Origin of the sequence: Corynebacterium sp. HMSC074A09 (genome assembly GCF_001811545.1) — a bacterium.
GTDB lineage: Bacteria > Actinomycetota > Actinomycetes > Mycobacteriales > Mycobacteriaceae > Corynebacterium > Corynebacterium hiratae.
Genome location: NZ_KV805153.1, coordinates 1 through 18,195 on the forward strand (window position 1 = coordinate 1; position 18,195 = coordinate 18,195).

Below are 18,195 nucleotides of genomic sequence, written 5' to 3' on the forward strand. Positions count from 1 at the left end.
ATCGGCAGCATCGTGTGGGTTTCTGCCGAGTTTCCGGCAAACGCTCCAACATGTAGTGGAAAACCAGTGGCATCAGTAAGCAGCCCGACAAGGATTTGCGGCTCTATACGGCGCTCTTTGGAAAATCCGGGTTTGCGAAGCTCATCAGGAGTATCGGTTTCGAAGTACAAGGTGGTCACGTCGTACAAGATGAATGTGCCTGGACCGATACCTGCATGATGCGCCAGCACTTGGGTTAATCCTTCGCCGAAGGCATCTGTAGCAAAGCCAGGTAGTCGGCGTTTAATCGTGGCGTAGCTTGCGCTTGTCACCCCAACTTCAGCCAGGGTTTCAATCGAATCAAACTTCGAACCAGGATTAATCAACCGAGCGCGCACCAGATCCCGAAACACCTGATCATCACCAGTTGCTACAGCAAGACCTAACTCGTTGAAACACGCATCAATACAGTCCAACAAGTAACCAGCTCGCTGTGCTGTCACCGGCACCGGGTCATCAGCGGTTCCCCTGCTTGCTGAAGGCTCTACTCCAAGATCAAGGGTGAGTTGATCTGCATCAATAAGACGCCGGGCCTGGGCTTTAAGCTGCTCAACTTGATCAGGTGAGTGTCCTGATCCGACCTGTTGAAGCTTTTTCGACCCTCGATGCTCAGACCACACCACCTGAACTGCCGTCGCCCCGGAAGCGGTCTTGACAGTGCGAATGTATGGACTCACAAAATCAGACTCCCGGCTACCCCCGCCGATACCCGCTTAGTGCCGAAAAAATAACCGCCACAACACCAAACCTCCAGGCCACAATGTCAAGGGTGACCTTCATCACCTAACCGTGAGCCAAGTCAGGACACGGTTTACTAAGCCGTGAATGAAACGCCCGAGCATAAGCTCGGGCGTTTCTCTTTTGCCTAGTTCATTGCGGTGGTTCGATTTCGTTGTTGAGAGCCAATGCGGTGTATTAGGGCAGAGCCCAGACTGTGCGGCAGGGAAACGGCGGATACCGTCTTGATTGACCCGGTGACGTCGTTCGCTCACCTCAGAAACGGCTTAACTAGCGGCGCGCGTCGTTACGTGCGACAGTATTCGCGACCTTTGTTGCTTCACCTGTGGCATCCCGTCCCGGTATTCGTCGTCAAAGAAGCCACCAATGACGTCGCCTGTCATGCAAGCCTTCCTTCGCGCTCACTGGGGTGCGTCGGGAGGCTGATTGGGGTTCCACGGTGAGCGCGAAGGGGAGGAGCGTGGTCATGGTCGCGGGGGACTGGTTGGTCGATATGACACTGGAGAGTGCAACACTGCACTTACGCGCGAGGTCGTTGTGGAGCCCCTGCGGCGGTCCGGCTGGCTTGGAGCCGTAGGGCTCTCTTTCTAGCGAAATAAAAAGCCCCGGCCACCACGCTCGTAGTGAGTTCGTGGTGGCCGGGGCCTTGCTAGCGTCGCTGTGCTGTGTGCCAGCGCCTGGGGCTTAAGCGCCTTTAGACGTCGAAGGCTTCCTCCAGCAGGTTCTTCTGCTCAATCTGGTGAACCTTCGCGTTACCGGTAGCAGTCGAGGACTGCGAGCGGCGGGAGACGCGGACCATCTCCGGCATATCCGGGATGAGGTCGCGCAGGTGCTCGTTGTAGAACGGCCACGGGCCCTGGTTGGCCGGCTCGTCCTGCACGAAGCGAATCTGCGTTGCGTTCGGGTAGGCCTCGAAAGCCTCACGCAGGCGGTTGAACGGAATCGGGTGGAGCATCTCCACGCGCACGATGGCGATGTCGTCGCGGCCATCGGCTTCCTTCTTCTTGGCCAGCTCCCAGTAGAGCTTGCCGGAGACCAGCATGATGGTCTTGACCTTGTCGGTATCGCCGACCTTCTTGCCGTTGATGTCAACGTAGTTCGGATCGTTGATGACGGACTGGAACTTCTTGACCTCAGTGAAGTCCTCCACGGAGGAGGTCGCGGCCTTGTTACGCAGCATGGACTTCGGGGTGAAGACCACCAGCGGGCGCTTCATCTCACCGAGTGCCTGGCGGCGCAGCAGGTGGAAGTGGTTAGCCGGGGTAGACGGCTGGGCCACGGTCATGGAGCCCTCAGCACATAGCTGCAGGAAGCGCTCAATGCGGGCGGAGGAGTGGTCCGGGCCCTGGCCTTCGTAGCCGTGCGGCAGCAGCAGGATCAGGCTGGAGAGCTGGCCCCACTTGGCCTCACCGGAGGAGACGTACTCATCGATGATGGTCTGCGCACCGTTGGCGAAGTCACCGAACTGTGCCTCCCAAGCCACGACAGCATCCGGGTTACCCACGGTGTAGCCGTACTCGTAGCCCATGCCAGCGAACTCGGTCAGCGCGGAGTTGTAGACCATGAACTTGCCGCCATTGCCCTTGGACTCAGCCAGGCGGGCAACCGGGTTGTACTCGTTGCCCGTGCGCGGGTCGAAGGCCACAGCGTGGCGCTGGGTGAAGGTACCGCGGCGGGAATCCTCACCGGCCAGACGCACGACCTTGCCGGCGTTAGCCAGGGAACCGAAGGCGATGAGCTCGCCCCAGCCCCAGTCGATGCCGCCCTCGCGAGCAGACTTCTGGCGGTCCTTAGCCACCTTGGCCACACGCTTGTGGTACTCGAAGCCCTCCGGAGGGGTGCCGTAGGCGTCACCAATCTCGGCGATCTCCTCGGCAGTGATGGAGGTGTCCAGACCACGGGTCAGCTCCTGGGAGGAGGTGATACCGGTCTGTTCCTTCGGGCCAGCCTCTTCAGCCTTCTTGTGGTCGGCGAAGACGGACTCCATCTGATCGTGGAAGTCGCGCGCAGCTGCCTCTGCCTCTTCATCGGAGAGGTCACCACGGCCGATGAGCTCCTCGGTGTAGCGCTCACGAACGGACTTGTGGTCATCGATGATGTCGTACAGCAGCGGCTGGGTCATGGACGGGTCATCGGCCTCGTTGTGGCCGCGCAGGCGGTAGCACACGAGGTCAATGAAAACGTCCTTGCCAAAGCGACGGCGGTACTCGGTAGCGAGCTTGCCCACCCAGACAACAGCCTCCGGGTTGTCGCCGTTGACGTGGAAGACCGGGCAGTCGAAGCCCTTAGCCAGGTCGGTGGCGTAGTGCGTGGAGCGGCCGGAGTCCGGGGTGGTGGTGAAGCCCACCTGGTTGTTGACCACAACGTGGACGGTGCCGCCGGTGGTGTAGCCGCGCAGCTGTGAAAGGTTGATGGTCTCCTGGACCACGCCCAGGCCGGTGAAGGAAGCATCGCCGTGGAGCATGATCGGCACCACGGTGTGTGCACCGGCACCCTTGTCCAGGATGTCCTGCTTGGCGCGTGCGATACCTTCCATGACCGGGTCAACAGCCTCGAGGTGAGACGGGTTAGCGGCCAAGGTGACCTTGATTTCGCCGTCACCGAACATCTGCAGGTGCTCGCCCTCAGCGCCCAGGTGGTACTTCACGTCACCGGAGCCGCCCATCTGGCCGCCCTTGTAGTTGCCATCGAACTCGCCGAAGATATCCGCCAACGGCTTGCCCACGATGTTGAAGAGCACGTTGAGGCGGCCGCGGTGCGGCATGCCGATGACAACTTCGTCGAGGTCCTGGCCAGCGGCGGTGTCCACGATGGAATCCAGGAGGGCAATGAGGGACTCAGCACCCTCCAGGGAGAAGCGCTTCTGTCCCACGTACTTGGTCTGCAGGAAGTTCTCGAATGCCTCAGCGGCGTTGACCTTCTGCAGGATGTACTTCTGCTCGGAGTTGGTCGGCTTCGGCATACCGGCCTCAATCTGCTCCTGCAGCCAGCCGCGCTCATCGCGGTCCAGGATGTGGGCGTACTCGGAGCCAACCTTGAGGGTGTAGGCGGCGCGCAAGCGGCTGACCACCTCACGCAGCGTCATGGTCTCCTTGCCGCCGAAACCGCCGACGTTGAAGGTGCGGTCCAGGTCCCAGATGGTCAGGCCGTGGGTAGCCAGGTCCAAGTCGCGGTGATCCGGCCAGGGCAGGCCCGGTTGCTTCCAACCCAGCGGGTTGATGTCCGCGAGCAGGTGGCCACGGGAGCGGTAGGCCTCGATGTACTGCATGACGCGCGTGTTCTTGTCGACGCCCGTGTTGGGGACGTCGGCAGCCCAGCGGAAGGGCTGGTAGGGAACGCCCATCGATTCGAAGAGCTCATCCCAGAAGGCATCATCCAGAATCAGCTGGCCCACGGTGCGCAGGAACTCACCGGACTCCGCGCCCTGAATGACACGGTGGTCGTAGGTGGAGGTCAGGGTAACCAGGCGGCCGACGCCGAGGTCTGCCAAGCGGTCGGCGGAGGTACCGGCGAACTCGGCCGGGTAATCCATGGAACCCACACCGATGATGGAGCCGGAGCCCTTGGTCAGGCGGGCGATGGAGTGGCGGGTGCCGATGCCGCCCGGGTTGGTCAGGTTGATGGTGACTCCGGAGAAGTCGTCCATCGTCAGCTTGTTCTTGCGGGAGCGGTCAACGATGTCCTGGTAGGCATCGATGAACTCGGAGAAGGTCTTGTTCTCCGCTTCCTTGATGGCGGCCACGACGAGGGCGCGGGAGCCATCCTTCTGCGGAAGGTCGATGGCTAGGCCCAGGTTGACGTGCTCCGGCTGGACGACGGTGGGCTTGCCGTCCTGGTTTTCGTAGCGCACGTTCATGTCCGGGTGGATCTGCACGGCCTTGACCAGCGCGTAGCCTAGGATGTGGGTGAAGGAGATCTTGCCGCCGCGGGTGCGCTTGAGGTGATCGTTGATCATCGCGCGGTTTTCCCACATGAGCTTGACCGGGATGTCGCGCACGGTGGTAGCGGTGGGAATTTCCAAGGACTCATCCATGTTCTTGGCGATTGCCTTGAACATGCCCTTGAGCACGCGGGAGCCCGGCTCCGGTGCCTCCTTGATGCGGTCCAGCGGGGACTCGGACTTCTTCTCCGTCTTTTTCGCGTCCTTCTTGGATGCGGCGGAAGCCTTGGAATCGCTCGGTGCCTTAGCGCCTGGAACAGCGGAAGACTTCTCCTCAGCCTGGGTCTTCTTCGGCGCGGCCTGTGCCGCGTCCTTTTTCTTGGTGGGGGTGCTGGATTGAGCGTTCGCAGCCTTGGACTGTGCGGCCGACTTCGGTGCTCCGTTGGCCTCAAAATACTCGCGCCACTCCTTGTCTACGGAGTTCGGGTCCTTGGAGTACTGCTGAAACTGTTCGTCAATCAGCCACGCATTCGGGCCATAGATGCTCGAGTTGCTCACGGCAGATGCTCGCCTCTTTCTGTGCTTCTAAGTTTGTCTTTATTCGACTCTAGTAGGCCAATCCACGGGTGCGAAAGGCACCCCGAAAAGTGTCTCCCCTTATGATACGGACCTTGTAAGTTTGCTCACTAACCTGAGCGGGTTTCGCCCCTTTTTATTCCCCCTGCAGGGGGGAGAGTTGGGTGCCCGCATGGTTGATTACTTGGCGGCCCAATTTACGGTTGGCGGTTGTTCCCAGCACCGCGCCTACACCCATCGGCAGCAGTTTGGACACCCACGCCCACTTGAGCTTCTTGGTGGCCTGCTTCATAAACAGCTTGGTCAGGCGTCCGTTGAGGCCGCTGAGGGTGGGGCCGGAAAAGCGCGAGAGGGTAGCAGCGGAGGTGACGCCGGACAGCGAGGTTGCATCACCCACGAAGGTATCGACCAACGCGCTGCCTTGGGAACCGGTGAGCACCACCAAGACCAGCGCGCGGCGGCGCTCCTTATCCCGGATGTTGTCACCGCGCAGGTGCGCGGAGGCCAGGATGTACCAGGCAGCGGCCTCGAGGAACACCAAGGATTCCGCACCAATTGTGGCCGCGCCGGTGACCAGGCCGATGCCGGGGATAGCCGCGGATGCGCCGGCAGCGGCACCCGTGCCGGTGATGATGTTCATGAAGTGCTTGTCAATGAGCTCCTGGAGCTCCGCCGGTCTGGCGTCGGGGTTGCGCTTCTTTAGGCCCTCGACGTAGTTGATGATGACGGAGGACTGGACAGAAACGATTTTATCGATGGCCCCCAGGAATCCCTTCGTAATGCGGTTAGCCTCATCCACCTCCAAGGTTCCGACAGCCTTTGCGGAGCCGGCCTGATCGACCGATGCTTCCTGGCGACTAATGTCCTTGCCCTTTTTCTCCTTGCTAAAGACTTTGTCCAACATTGTCTCACCTAACTTTTTAACTAAATCTGATTGTGAATCTGAACTGTATGTTTACCACCGTATCGAAAACGTTTTATTCAGCGCGCCAGCAGGTTAGCGCATTAGGGTAAGAGGCATGAGCGAGTTTGAGCCTTCCCCCTCGCGTGAGGTCGGCGCAGCAGCGGCGCGCTTGCTTGCCGAATCCCTGCATGCCCGTGCCCGCGCCGCGCAGGAGGCGGCACGCACCGCGCTTGCCGACGACCTCACGGTACTCACCACAGGAGGTTGGGTGCGCGGTTGCATTGAGGAAGATTTGCGCCCGGACCGCCCGATTTCTGCGCCGGTGCGCTCGTGGCGTGGCATCCCTTTCGGCGCTGATACGTCTGGGGCCAACCGTTTCATGGAGCCGCGGCCTGCCCCGGCGTGGGAAGGGATCCGGGATTGTCGCGAGTTCGGGCACGTGGCCCCGCAACCGGTCTATTCCTGGACGGATCGCATCGAAGGCGCGGAAGATTGCTTGACCCTCGATATTGTCCGCCCACACCGCAGCGTCCCCTCGGACACTTTGGCGAGTTCTGGGGCTCCGGCGACTTCTATGGCAGGGGAGAAGCTGCCCGTCGTGGTGTATCTGCACGGCGGCAGTTTTATCGTCGGCTCCTCCCACATGCTGATGTTGCGCGGCTTCGAGTTCGCAGCCCAGATGGACGTGGTCTATGTTTCGGTGAATTTCCGCTTAGGCGCCTTGGGCTACCTTGATGTCCGCAGCTTGGGCGGAGAGGCCTGTGCCAACCCGGCTGTGGCGGATCAGGTCTTAGCGTTGGAGTGGGTGCGCGAGAATATCGCTGCCTTCGGTGGGGACCCAGACAACGTCACGCTCATGGGCGAATCCGCCGGCGGCGCAGCGGTCCTGACACTCATGGCGGTGCCGCGTGCAGAAGGGCTCTTCCACCGCGCGATTGCGCAGTCGCCGCCGATAGGCATGATTCATTCGCGTGCGCAGTCGGTGTTTTGGGCCCGCGAGCTGGTTCACAAGATGGCTTTGCCGCGCGATACCACAGCGGATGATCTCCGCCGCGAAGATTTCGCGGACTTGGTGCGCTCCGGACAGTCCATGATGTGGCGCGCGGGCGAGTTGCTGTACCTGAATTCCTGCTACGCGCCGACTGTCGACGGTGACCTCATCCCGCAACATCCCATCGAAGCCTTTGAGGACGGCAACCAACACCCAGTGCCGCTGCTGGTGGGAACCAACTCCGGTGAGGCCAGCTTTGGAAAGTTCCTCTTCCAACGCCAGAGTGCCCGGGAGCGCGCGGCCCTGCGGCTGCTAGCCTCTTTCGATCCGGAGAGCGCGCCGGATGTCATCGCGGCATACGGCGGTGCGGTCTCACGCCGCGACTTTGGGGACCTGCTGACCGACGCCCTCTTCTGGGCCCCCACCGTCCGCGTGGCCTCCGAACACGCACGGCGCTATCCGACGTGGATGTACCGTTTCGACTTCGCGCCGGCAGCACTGCGCTGGTTGGGGTTGGGGGCGATGCACTCGATGGAGCTCTCCAATATTTTTGGCGACCCAGGAGCGTCGCGCGTCTCCTTCCTGAACACCATCGCCAAGCCTTCGGAAATGGAGAACGTAACCGGGGCCATGCAGACGCAATGGGGCGAATTCATCCGGGGCGGGGCTCCGAGAGAGGACTGGCCGCAGTACACAGCCCCAGAGCGCTCGACCATGGTTTTCGATGTGGAGCCGCGCGTGGAGGAGGCGCCGATGGAGGGGCGTCGCCAAGCATGGGAGGCCTACGACATGTTGGAGTGGGGCACTGGGCGCCCGGAGATTCTGAAGGAACTGGGATTCCTGCTCAATGAGGAGAGCTATTGATGGGGATCGCAGGTAAGATGTGTGGGGCCTTGGCAGCAGCCCGGGTGAGACTCCCACATGGACGGATGTTAATCACATGAGCTTTTTTGAAGATATCGCCTCTGCGCTGGACGGGGAGGGCATTGAGTCCCGCGTCAACGACGATGTGATGTTCGTGCCCATCACCTCCGATTTGGAAATCCAGTTTGTGGAAATTGACCCCATCCTGCCGGCGGCCAACGTCTACATTGCCGCGGCCGATGTGGATGAAGATGATGAAGACTTCGAGGCCGTTTTAGTGTCCGTGGCGTTCTCCGTCGAGGATGCAGTTGAGGCCGTGTCGCGTCACATTGCCACCGACCAAGTGGTGACGGTGCTGCGTGACCTGCTGGAGGGCACCGATGAACGCATTGCTGAGCTGGAGTTTCTTCAGGATGAGTTCAATCCGAACCTCGTCGTGGCGGAGGTAGCCAACGACTCGGAGCTGCGCGTGCTGGTGGAGACCATCGACGGCGTCCCGAGCGCGGTCGTGCGTTTCCTCTCCTTCGACTTTGATGAGGAAGAGCTCGACGAGCTGGAAGACGAAGCGATCAGCAAGCTTTGGGAGGCCGAGGCCTCCGAGGACATGAGCGAGGAAGCGCGCGTCGCCCTGTTCGGCTCCGCGGAAGACGAAGACGGCGGGCTAGCCCCCATCATCGAGGTTCCCGCCGAGGCCCTCGAGCTGGGAACCTACACTGACTTCGACCGCCTCTTTGACGTCCTGAGCCTCGTCTCCGATCAAGCCCTGGATTGGGAAGCTCAACTGGTGAGCATCGATGACTCCGACTTCGACGAGCCGGAGGTCTATGACATCTTCGGCGCCGACGATGAGGATGAGGACGACGTTCTCTTCGACGACGATGATGACGAGGACGAGGACTACGACGACGAAGTCGAAGACGTCGAAGAAGAATAACGAGTCAGACTAATCAGACGATACCGAGCTTCTACGGTAGGGTAAGCGGGTATTATTTCTCGACTTCGAAGAGGAGCAGCCGCAGCCAATGCCGGATAACAAGGCATCGCACAGCCAGCGTCTGTGTGTTGGATCCGCTCTAGCATGCTTGTGCCTGGCTTGGGCTCTGACGCTGGCCCCGAGCTACGGCCACACAGGCTTTGTCTTCGATTCCGCCTTATCAACCGGTGCATGGTGCCTGAGTTTGCTGGGAGCACTGCTGTTCATCGCTGCGCAATGGCGATCCTTGGGAAACCACGCGCTTGTCAACCCGCTGCTGGCGGTGGCGGCGAACCTACTGTTGTCGTCGCTGATTTTCAACGTCAACATCCCCTTGTACCTCGACATGATGGGCACGGCGTTTATCGCAATCGTCTACGGCCCCGTCTTAGGAATCGGCACGTCAGTTTTAAGTGCGTGCCTGGCCAGCATCAACAACCCGCTGCTCTTGGTCTATCTGCCGACCGCGGTGGTGGTGGCTTACCTGTTTGGTTGGCTAGCGCGCCGCGGAGTGTTCAAGCGGATGGTGGCCATGATGCTCGCCGGAACCGGGGTAGGCGTGGTTGCCGGGCTACTATCCGCTATGTCGACCTTGCTCCTTCCAACTGAGTACGAGCAGCAAGGGCCCCTCCAACTTCTGGCATTGCTGGAGCTGATCCTGCGCGACGAGCGCCTGGCAGTCCTAGTGCAAACCTTGAGCTCCGACATCATTGATAAGACTTTTACGGTGCTCGTGGTTTGCTTTTCCATTCGCTTGGCGCCGCGGGCGATCCGCCGCCTCTATGATTTCCCGGAGACACGCCCGGCTCTCGGCCGCGTGCTAACAGAGGATCGGTTCTCGCTTTCGCTTGAAGAAGAGCCACCCCGCAACTTTTTCGAGCGCATGCAGCGCTACTTCTAGCAGGCGTACAACGCTCGAGACTGAGCCTCATGCACTGCGGAGGGAGCGCATTACGCAGCCTGGCTGAAGCCTTCGAAGAGCGAGAGTGGTGAATGCACCGGGGTATAAGCGCTATCCACCAGCCACACAAACGTGGCCGCGCTGCTGCTGGAAATCTCATGCACTGCGGAGACGAGCTCCTCTGGGACTAAGGCCCGCACCCATGCTTCCGCCAACGAAGGGGAAACCGGGCGGCCGGTGGGGTCGGTGATGCGCACCGTAATGAGATAAGACGGCACGCGCCTTTCGCCGTAGCCCAGTACGCGAGCCTTGGCGCGCTCACCCACGCGGTGGCGCGAGACAGTAAAGGTCAGCGGTAGTGATTCGCCGCCCTGTATGTCCACTGGTGGCAACACCTTGGATGGTGGCCGCCATTGCGGAGTGGGTCGCGCAAGCGAGCGTGGGTGACGGATGATGCTCTCGATGGAGCGAAGAGTTTCATGGTGGTGGTAGAGGATCTCAGTGGTGAGTTCGCTCGTACTCACGTCGGCCGGGAAAGGGGACTGAACGGACTGGTGAATGCTGCTGTAGTTCTTCATGGCCCACACACTAGGGGTAGGCACGGACATCACCGCACACAGATCCGAACAGTTGTTCGAGCAGGCGTTCGGTCATTTGACGTGATGAGCTACAGTGAGTGGCGATATGAAAAATACTGCAGCACCGCAGGTTAAAATCCCGCGGGAAATCTGGGTCATGGTCACCGCCGGGTTCATCATCGCCTTAGGCTATGGTCTCATCGCGCCGCTGCTGCCGCAGTTCATCGTCAGCTTTGACGTCTCGATGGCCGCGGCCGGTCTGGTTGTCTCCGTCTTTTCTGCCAGCCGTCTCATCTTCGCCCCGGCTGCGGGCTTTCTCATCGACCGCGTAGGTACGCGCAGGGTGTACGTGACGGGATTGCTTACCGTGGCAGTTACCACCGGCCTCGTGGGCGTGGCGCAGGAGTACTGGCAGATCCTCGCCTTGCGCACTATCGCCGGTATTGGTTCGACGATGTTCACCGTCGCGGCGATGGGGCTCATCGTGCGCCTCGCCCCACCCAGCATCCGCGGGCGCTGTTCGGCCACCTATGCCACGTCCTTCCTCCTCGGTAACGTCATCGGCCCTCTCGTTGGCGCGAGCCTCTCCTTCCTGGGCTTCCGCTGGCCCTTCTTTATCTACGGTGTTGGTGTGGCGATTGCGGCGCTCGTCGTGTGGAGCCTCATGCCGCCTGTGTCCAAGGCTGATGAGAGCCGACGCAGCCTCCCGCCAATGCGCTTGGAGGAGGCCTGGGCGGACACTGCTTATCGTGCAGTGCTGACGTCAAACTTCGCCCAAGGCTGGATCAACATGGGCGTGCGCGTAGCCGTCCTACCGCTGTTTGCCGCTGCGATTTTTGCCAACGGCGCATCCGCGTCGGGTATCGCATTGGCGGTCTTTGCTGCGGGCAACGCCATCGTCCTGCAATTCTCCGGCTCCTGGTCCGACCGCGTGGGGCGTCGTCCACTCATCGTGGCGGGCCTCGTGGGGTCTGCCTTGTTCGTTGGAACACTGGGCTTGGCGACGAACATCGTTTCCCTGCTCATCCTCTCCGCCCTGTCCGGCGCGGCTTCGGGCCTTATCGCCCCTTCGCAGCAGGCGGCTGTGGCAGACATCGTTGGTTCCCAGCGCTCGGGTGGCCAGGTGCTGTCGACATTCCAGATGGCAGGCGATTTCGGGCAAATCCTGGGCCCCATCGTCATCGGTCTCCTGGCGGATAGGTACGGGTTTGAGACAGCCTTTGGTTTCTGCGCGATTGTCGCCGTGGCAGGTGTTGTGGCGTGGATGTTTGGTCGCGACACCCTAGGGGAGAGGAAAGGTATCCTGCGGGGTCTGCGCCGCCGCTACCGCCCACGGCGTTAATAGGCGTGGCTCTATCTAGCGAGTACGGCGCACTTTCTTGCTGCACGCAGCCCAACGAGGCGTCGTGCCAGTCTTGAAGCTGCGCTCCCGAAAACGCGTAAAGCCATAGATGGAAGTTCCAGAACCGTTATCAGGGCGGCTCCACCCCTTCCGGCTACGCTCGCTCGCGGCTCCCATGACTGTCCTCCACACTTCTGCACAAAGGCATCAGAGACTAATCTTTTCTTAATCTGCTAAGCAAATATTAATTTATGGTGATAACGACGTCAACTTCACAGCTTGACTTTAAGTGAGGCTTAAGCCACAGTGCGTCCGGCTGCGTACAACTGCTTGGGCATGTCGCGACGAAGACTCCATTCAAACTGGATGGGTTTCTCGCCTCTGTGCGTGACGTAATCGACATTGCCCAAGAAGGTATATGCCGACGCAGTGTCTACCTTGTTCCGCTTAGTAAAACGCGTAGCGATGATGATGTTGCCGTTGAGTTCGTGGTGGTGGATGTAACGTCGGGCCATTGCGGACTTGAGGGATGTGGTGGATTGGGACTCCCAATGCAAACGATCTGGTGCTAGCGGATAGTCGCGGTAGTTCGTCGAGGCACTGACGTTTTCGTCCTTCTGGAATGTGACGAGGAAGAGATCAGTGTTGGAAGCATCGAAGCGGCGTACGCCCTCACGTGGCAAATTCGCGAGCTTACGCAACGGGCCATCGTCCAACGCCCCGACCAGTTCGGCAAGGCTGTAGTCCGCGTGAGTTTCTAAGACGCTATTCGTTGATTTCTCCGGGATGACGCGGGACCGGTCGAGTGTGAGCCGCATGACCTGAGTAACCTCAGCGACGAAGGAAGGACAGGCCCGGATGATACGCAGGGCCTCATCAAGCGATTCCGGCACCGTCGTATTTGAATTTGCCCACAGAGCCAATACGAGCATGGTGGCGTACCGAGTTTGCTCGGGAGTCATGTCTTTCTCGTTGGGCCCGTCCGGAGAAATGAGAAGTTTGTAGGCCGCTACGCGGTTCGGATCATTGATGTGCAGTAGCACGCGGATTCGGCTGAGAAGAAACTCTTCGTGTTCATTCGCGGGGGCGGAGGGCAGCAGCTTTTCATCACGCAGCAGCGTGGTCCACGTAATGCCCTTGCGGCGGTAGATATCTTCCACCGGAACCCCCGAGCTATTAATGAAACTAGCGAGATCGGTCGTGCCGTAGTCAGTAACGAGTGCTCGGATCTTTTTGATCGAGTTACGGGCCAAGCGCTTGATGTTCTTCAAGACGCGCTCGGTAGTCACGCGGTCCAAAGTGATGTTGGAGCCTGGTGGAGCAGTGGGGAAGCCCTGCTCCACCTCCTTGGCCAGGTTCTTTCCGCGCGCGGCGGTCAAGACCTTGAAGCGCTCTTCGAAATCGAATTCTTCGTGCTGGACACCTAAGAAATCAAAGACGGTGCAGGCGTTCTTTCCTTCGTTGAGGCGCAGACCTCGGCCAAGCTGTTGGACGAAAAGCACTGGGCTCTGCGTCGGGCGCAGAAGCAGCAGCGTGTTGACCTCGGGGATGTCCACGCCCTCGTTGAAAATATCGACCGCGAAGATGATGCTGATGGTGCCTTCGCGAAGCTGCTCAATGGCGCGTCGACGCTCATCGACACTGAGCTTGCTGCTTACCGCTTTGGCAGGGATGCCGAAAAGGTTGAATTGCTCGGCCATGTATTCGGCGTGAGCGATGGAGACGCAGAAGCCAAGGGCCTTCATGTCGGAGAGGTCGAAGATACGGCGGTTGAGCTCATTGATGATGAACCTGGTGCGCTTTTCACCGGCCTTGATATAGAACTCGCTGAGCTCCGCAGTCTGGTAGTCCTTCTTCCCACGGTTCCAAGTCAGACTCGTCAGGTCCGTGTCATCGTCCACCCCGTAGTAGTGCAAGGGGGCAAGGAGCTGTAGGCGCAACGCATCCCAGAGGCGAAGTTCATGTGCCACGCGGTAGTCGAAATACTTCTGCACGTTCTCGCCGTCACCGCGCTCCGGTGTGGCCGTTAGCCCCAAGAGCTCGCGCGGTTGCAGGTAGTCGAGCACTGCCCGGTAGGTCGAAGCCTCGGCGTGGTGGAACTCATCGATGACGACGACTTCAAAGTGATCCGGCGCAATCTGGGCTAGGCGCTTCCCATGCAGGGACTGGATGCTGGCGAAGACATGGTCCCACTCGGCTGGCTGCTCACCGCTGACGAGGAGCTCACCAAAACCAGAAGTGCGAAGAACCTCGCGGTAGGTTCGCTGGGCCTGGGTAAGAATCTCGCGCCGGTGAGCAATGAACAGTAACCGTGGCCTACGCCCCTGCTTCTCGCATAAGCGGCGGTAGTCCAGTGCTGCCACAACAGTCTTGCCTGTGCCGGTAGCGGCAATGAGGAGGTTGCGGTGGCGATCGTGAACTTCGCGCTCGGACTCTAGGGCTTCAAGCATCTCCTCCTGGTAGGGGTAGGGCTCAACGCGAAGGCCTGACAGCTCGAGCTTCTCGCCGGGCTTTGATTCGAGGAATTTGGCGCTGCCGAGCGCGTTTACGAGGCGGTCGTAGTCTTCCTCGGGGTCGAAGGCTTTGAAGTGAGTGTCGTACCAGTAGCTATCGAAGGTCTTGATGAACTTTTCGATGATCTCCGGAGTGGAGGAGCGTGAGCCGCGGACGTTCCATTCCCAGCCGTCGACAAGCGCCGAGCGCGAAAGATTTGAGCTACCGATGAACGCGGTATCGAAGCCAGACTGGCGGCGGAAGAGCCAGGCCTTGGCATGCAGGCGAGTGGTCTTGTGCTCATAGCAAATCCGGACCTCAGCGCCATAGTCCTCCACGAGACGACGCACGGCGGCGGCTTCGGTCGCTCCGCAATACGTCGAAGTGATGACGCGCAGCGGGATCTGATGATCCCTGAGGTACTCTAGTTGATCGCTGATGACCGCAATACCCGAACTCTTGATGAAAGCGCACAGCAAATCGACGGAGTCCGCAGTGCGGATCTCGCGGGCGATCTCGACCGACATATTGGTGTCGTCCACGCTGTTGGTGAACAAAGCACTGGCGTTGAGTGAGACCTCGGGAAGCTCTGGAGCCTCTGCGAGCTCTGAGCTGTAGATGGCATAGAGCAGCTGTTCCGCAGAAATATACTCATCTTCTCCGAGGGGTTGTGCGAGTCCATTAATGAGGGCCACGCGCTCCTCGGGCTTATTTAGCTCTGTGAGCTTTTGCTCGAGGACCTTGGCAAAATGCTGGGACACTGCCGCGGCGAACCGAGGGTTCACGTCTTTCATGGTTTCATGGGCGATGCCCGTTGCGGCCGTGGGACGAGCCTGCTTAGTTTCCTCGATCCGCTCCTGGATACGAGCGGTGACCGGGGTTTCATAGATGCCGAAAGGCAGGAGAGAATCGGAACTCATAGGCGCGAAGAAAGCAGCTTGACGGCGGGGATGTCTGCGGGAGCCCAGTCGAGTTCCTGCGCTTCGGAAGGGGACACCCAGCGAGAGGCATCGTGATCACTGAGAGCCAGGTCGCCGGACTCGATGGTGCACAGGAATGTAGTGAGCTCGATGGTGGCGAAGTCGTACTCATAGACGGTCGTGGTGACCTTGTCACCCACGGTTGCCGTCACGGATAGCTCTTCCTTAATTTCACGCGCGAGAGCCTGCTCGGGTGTTTCACCGAGTTCAATCTTGCCGCCCGGAAATTCCCACTGGCCGGCTAGGGATTTTCCCGGGGCTTTGCGGCAGGCCAGGAATCGATTGCCCTTAGCGAAGACGGCTCCGACAACGCGAATCGGTGAACTCATGGGGACCAGTATGCCGGCTGGCCCCGGTCTTATCTAGGAATTCGTGTCCGCGGCAGCAGAAAAGTGCGCCGTCACAATGTCATCAATCAACCGCGCAGCCAGCTTGGCGGTGTGGGCGTCGGTGTCGAAGGTGGGGTTGAGCTCGACGACGTCGACAAGCGCGAGGCGTCCCGTGGCGGCGATGGCGAGTGCTAGTTCGCGGATGATGTTCACAGGCACGCCGAGGCCGGCGGGGGCGGAGACGCCAGGGGCCTGGTCGGCAGGCAGGACATCCAGGTCGATGGAAAGGTGAATGGGCTTCGTGCCGGAGCAGATGCGCGCGACGGTGTCGCGCACCTGGGTGCGGTCCATGTTGAGCAGTTCCTCGTCGAGGACGACGGTGACGCCGAGGGCGGAGGCTTCGTCGAAAAGCACCGGCGTGTTGTTGGGGCGGGAGATTCCCAGGACGGAATAGTCGAAGTCCTCGCGGCCGACCAGCTCAGAAATCTGTTTGAACGGGGTGCCGGAGGTGGGCATGTTGGCGGTGCGGAGATCGAAGTGCGCGTCCAGGTTGATGATCTGCAGCGGGCCTAGGGCGCGGAAGGCGCCGCTGTGAGAGCCGAAGGCAGTCTCGTGGCCGCCGCCGAGGATGATGGGCAGATGCCCGGCGCGTGAGAGTGTCTCCACCGCATCGGAGAGACGCTCGTGGGCGGCCTCCAAGTCGGTGCCTTGGGTGGTGATCGTGCCGGCGTCGTACAGCGGGTGCGTATGGTGCAGCGCCAGGGAACCCAAGGCGTCGCGCAGGGCAGCTGGGCCCGCAGCCGCGCCGGGGCGGCCATGGTTGCGCTCAACGCCCTCGTCGGAGGCGAAGCCCAGGAGTGCAACGCCGGGTTCTGCCTGGGGCTTGGCGACGTCTAGCGGGCGAACCACGCTGTGCCACCGCGCGTGCTTAGGGCCCGGGCCGTCGGAGCGGCCGGACCACTCGGGGGCAGGGGAGTAGGCGGGGGCATCAACGGTGTTCATGGTTATCCTTTCGCGTCTGTTTCTTGTTCGGCTGTATTTTGCAGGGCTGCTTCCTGTGGGGTGCTCGCGGCGGCGCTGCGGCGGCCGGTGAGGTAGAAGATGGCGGTCATCAGGAGGATGAAGATAACGCCCGTGGCAAGTGCCGGGCGGTATTGCTCCTGCCACACCATGATGCCAAAAGTGAAGATGATGAAGGCGATGGAGAAGTATTGGCCCCAGGGCCAGTAGGGGACGGTGTATTCCAGGCTGGCGCGTTCTTCGGTGGGCATTTGGCGGCGGGAGGCCACGTGGGCGAGCAGAATCATCAGCCACACGTAGATGGTGGCAAAGGTGGCCAGGGAGGCGATGACCTCAAAGACGTTATCCGGGATGAGCGCGTTGAGTCCGGTGCCGATGATCATGACGATGAGCAGGATGATCATGGTCATGACCGGCACACCGCGGGTCTTTTTGGCCATGACCTTCGGAGCGAGGTTCTGGCGGGCCAGGCCGGTGAGAACGTTGCCGGCACCGAAGAGATCGGCGTTGATGGCAGAGACCGCCGCGGTGATGACGACGACGTTGAGGGCGGCCGCAGCCCAGGTGACGCCGAGGGTGGAGAAGATTTGGACGAAGGGGCTTTCCTCACCGGTGATGCTGCGCCAGGGGTTGATCATCAGGATGACCAGGATGGCCAGGACGTAGAACAGCAGGATGCGCACCGGGATGGTGTTGATGGCCTTCGGTACGGACTTGGCGGGATCTTCTGCCTCCGCACTGGCGACGCCGACGATCTCCGTGCCGCCGAAGGCGAAGAGAACGAGGATGAAGGAGGCGACCATTCCGGAAATACCGTTGGGGAAGAAACCGCCATCGTTGACCAGGTTGGCCGGGCCGGTGGTCTCCGCGGTGGAGAGGCCGAAGATGAGCACGGCCACGCCGCCGAGGATCATCGCGATGACCGCACCAACCTTGACGATGGTGAAGGCGAATTCCAGCTCGCCGAAGGCCTTGACGGTGGCGAGGTTGGCGCCGCCGACGAGAAGCAGTGTGGCGGCTACCCACACCCATTTGGGTGAGCCGGGGAACCAGAATTGCATGTAGACGCCGATGGCGGTGAGGTCGGCGAGAGCCACGATGACCATCTCGAAGGCGAACATCCAGCCGGTGATATAGCCGGCCCAGGGGCCTAGGAAGGTGCGGGCGTACTCGGCGAAGGAGCCGGTGACGGGGTGATGCACGGACATCTCACCGAGTGCGCGCAGGAGGAAGTAAACCACGGCGCCGCCGAGGAGGTAGACCAAGAGGACCGAGGGGCCGGCGGCTTGGATGGCGCCGGCGGAGCCGTAGAACAGGCCGGTGCCGATGGCCGAGCCCAAGGCGATGAAGTGCAGGTGACGGTGTTTCAAGCCGGGGCGCTTGGTGGTGGTTTCTGCCACGGGGATGCGTCCTCCTCTGTGCCCCTGTTGTGGCGCTAGCTAGTCCTAGCGCTGCGGATGAGGGGAGTGGTTGGTGCGAGTGATTCCGGGAGCTACTTTCCTCTAGTTAGTGTGTCCGGTCAATTCCGCTACGGGGCAGAGGTCGATCTGGCCTATGACCCTGCACTCATTCGCTACTCGGGGGTGA

General features: G+C 60.7%; 11 protein-coding genes and 1 pseudogene. 4 read left to right on the forward strand and 8 right to left on the reverse strand.

Translation table 11 applies throughout. From position 1 onward, the window contains the following. The 3 genes and pseudogenes from HMPREF2807_RS07255 to HMPREF2807_RS07265 all read right to left on the reverse strand — a co-directional run. Nucleotides 1-716 (reverse strand): annotated as a pseudogene (locus tag HMPREF2807_RS07255) (transposase); the annotation flags it as partial. Nucleotides 717-1,471: 755 nt separating this feature from the next. Continuing rightward, on the reverse strand, nt 1,472-5,215 hold the full coding sequence (locus HMPREF2807_RS07260; RefSeq protein WP_070511486.1) for a multifunctional oxoglutarate decarboxylase/oxoglutarate dehydrogenase thiamine pyrophosphate-binding subunit/dihydrolipoyllysine-residue succinyltransferase subunit: 3,744 nt from the start codon (nt 5,213-5,215) through the stop codon (nt 1,472-1,474). 154 nt (nt 5,216-5,369) lie between these two features. Beyond that, nucleotides 5,370-6,137, reverse strand: coding sequence for a hypothetical protein (locus tag HMPREF2807_RS07265; protein WP_070511487.1), 768 nt, complete (start codon nt 6,135-6,137; stop codon nt 5,370-5,372). Between the two features lie 115 nt (nt 6,138-6,252). On the opposite strand from HMPREF2807_RS07265, the gene HMPREF2807_RS07270 reads away from it, so the two are divergent. The 3 genes from HMPREF2807_RS07270 to HMPREF2807_RS07280 all read left to right on the forward strand — a co-directional run bounded on the left by HMPREF2807_RS07270 (nt 6,253) and on the right by HMPREF2807_RS07280 (nt 9,866). Beyond that, entirely contained in the window at nt 6,253-7,992 is a 1,740-nt protein-coding gene (locus HMPREF2807_RS07270; protein WP_070511490.1) for a carboxylesterase/lipase family protein, read from the forward strand. A 76-nt stretch (nt 7,993-8,068) separates the two neighbouring features. Further along, entirely contained in the window at nt 8,069-8,926 is an 858-nt protein-coding gene (locus HMPREF2807_RS07275; RefSeq protein WP_070511492.1) for a DNA primase, read from the forward strand. Nucleotides 8,927-9,014: 88 nt separating this feature from the next. Next, on the forward strand, nt 9,015-9,866 hold the full coding sequence (locus tag HMPREF2807_RS07280) for an ECF transporter S component (RefSeq protein ID WP_070511494.1): 852 nt from the start codon (nt 9,015-9,017) through the stop codon (nt 9,864-9,866). Nucleotides 9,867-9,916: 50 nt separating this feature from the next. Here the strand turns inward: HMPREF2807_RS07280 and HMPREF2807_RS14170 are convergent, their stop codons facing one another. Then, a complete protein-coding gene (locus HMPREF2807_RS14170; RefSeq protein ID WP_232751642.1) occupies nt 9,917-10,444 on the reverse strand; it encodes a hypothetical protein in 528 nt (175 codons plus the stop codon). Nucleotides 10,445-10,550: 106 nt separating this feature from the next. Here HMPREF2807_RS14170 and HMPREF2807_RS07290 point away from each other — a divergent pair, with 106 nt between their 5' ends. Further along, nucleotides 10,551-11,786 (forward strand): MFS transporter, encoded by a 1,236-nt coding sequence (locus HMPREF2807_RS07290; RefSeq protein ID WP_070511498.1) that lies wholly within the window; start codon nt 10,551-10,553, stop codon nt 11,784-11,786. A gap of 296 nt (nt 11,787-12,082) precedes the next feature. Here the strand turns inward: HMPREF2807_RS07290 and HMPREF2807_RS07295 are convergent, their stop codons facing one another. Genes HMPREF2807_RS07295 through HMPREF2807_RS07310 form a run of 4 tightly spaced genes read right to left on the reverse strand, consistent with a single transcriptional unit; the run spans nt 12,083 to nt 18,008 of the window. Next, nucleotides 12,083-15,199, reverse strand: coding sequence for a DUF3427 domain-containing protein (locus tag HMPREF2807_RS07295; RefSeq protein WP_070511500.1), 3,117 nt, complete (start codon nt 15,197-15,199; stop codon nt 12,083-12,085). After that, a complete protein-coding gene (locus tag HMPREF2807_RS07300; RefSeq protein WP_049155150.1) occupies nt 15,196-15,588 on the reverse strand; it encodes a (deoxy)nucleoside triphosphate pyrophosphohydrolase in 393 nt (130 codons plus the stop codon). Before HMPREF2807_RS07300 ends, HMPREF2807_RS07295 begins: the two co-directional genes overlap by 4 nt. Before the next feature lie 33 nt (nt 15,589-15,621). After that, the gene (hutG, locus tag HMPREF2807_RS07305) at nt 15,622-16,590 is read right to left on the reverse strand and encodes a formimidoylglutamase (protein ID WP_070511502.1); all 969 of its coding nucleotides are present in this window, start codon (nt 16,588-16,590) and stop codon (nt 15,622-15,624) included. A gap of 2 nt (nt 16,591-16,592) precedes the next feature. Beyond that, the gene (locus HMPREF2807_RS07310; protein WP_070511503.1) at nt 16,593-18,008 is read right to left on the reverse strand and encodes an amino acid permease; all 1,416 of its coding nucleotides are present in this window, start codon (nt 18,006-18,008) and stop codon (nt 16,593-16,595) included. Between the last annotated feature and the right edge of the window lie 187 nt (nt 18,009-18,195).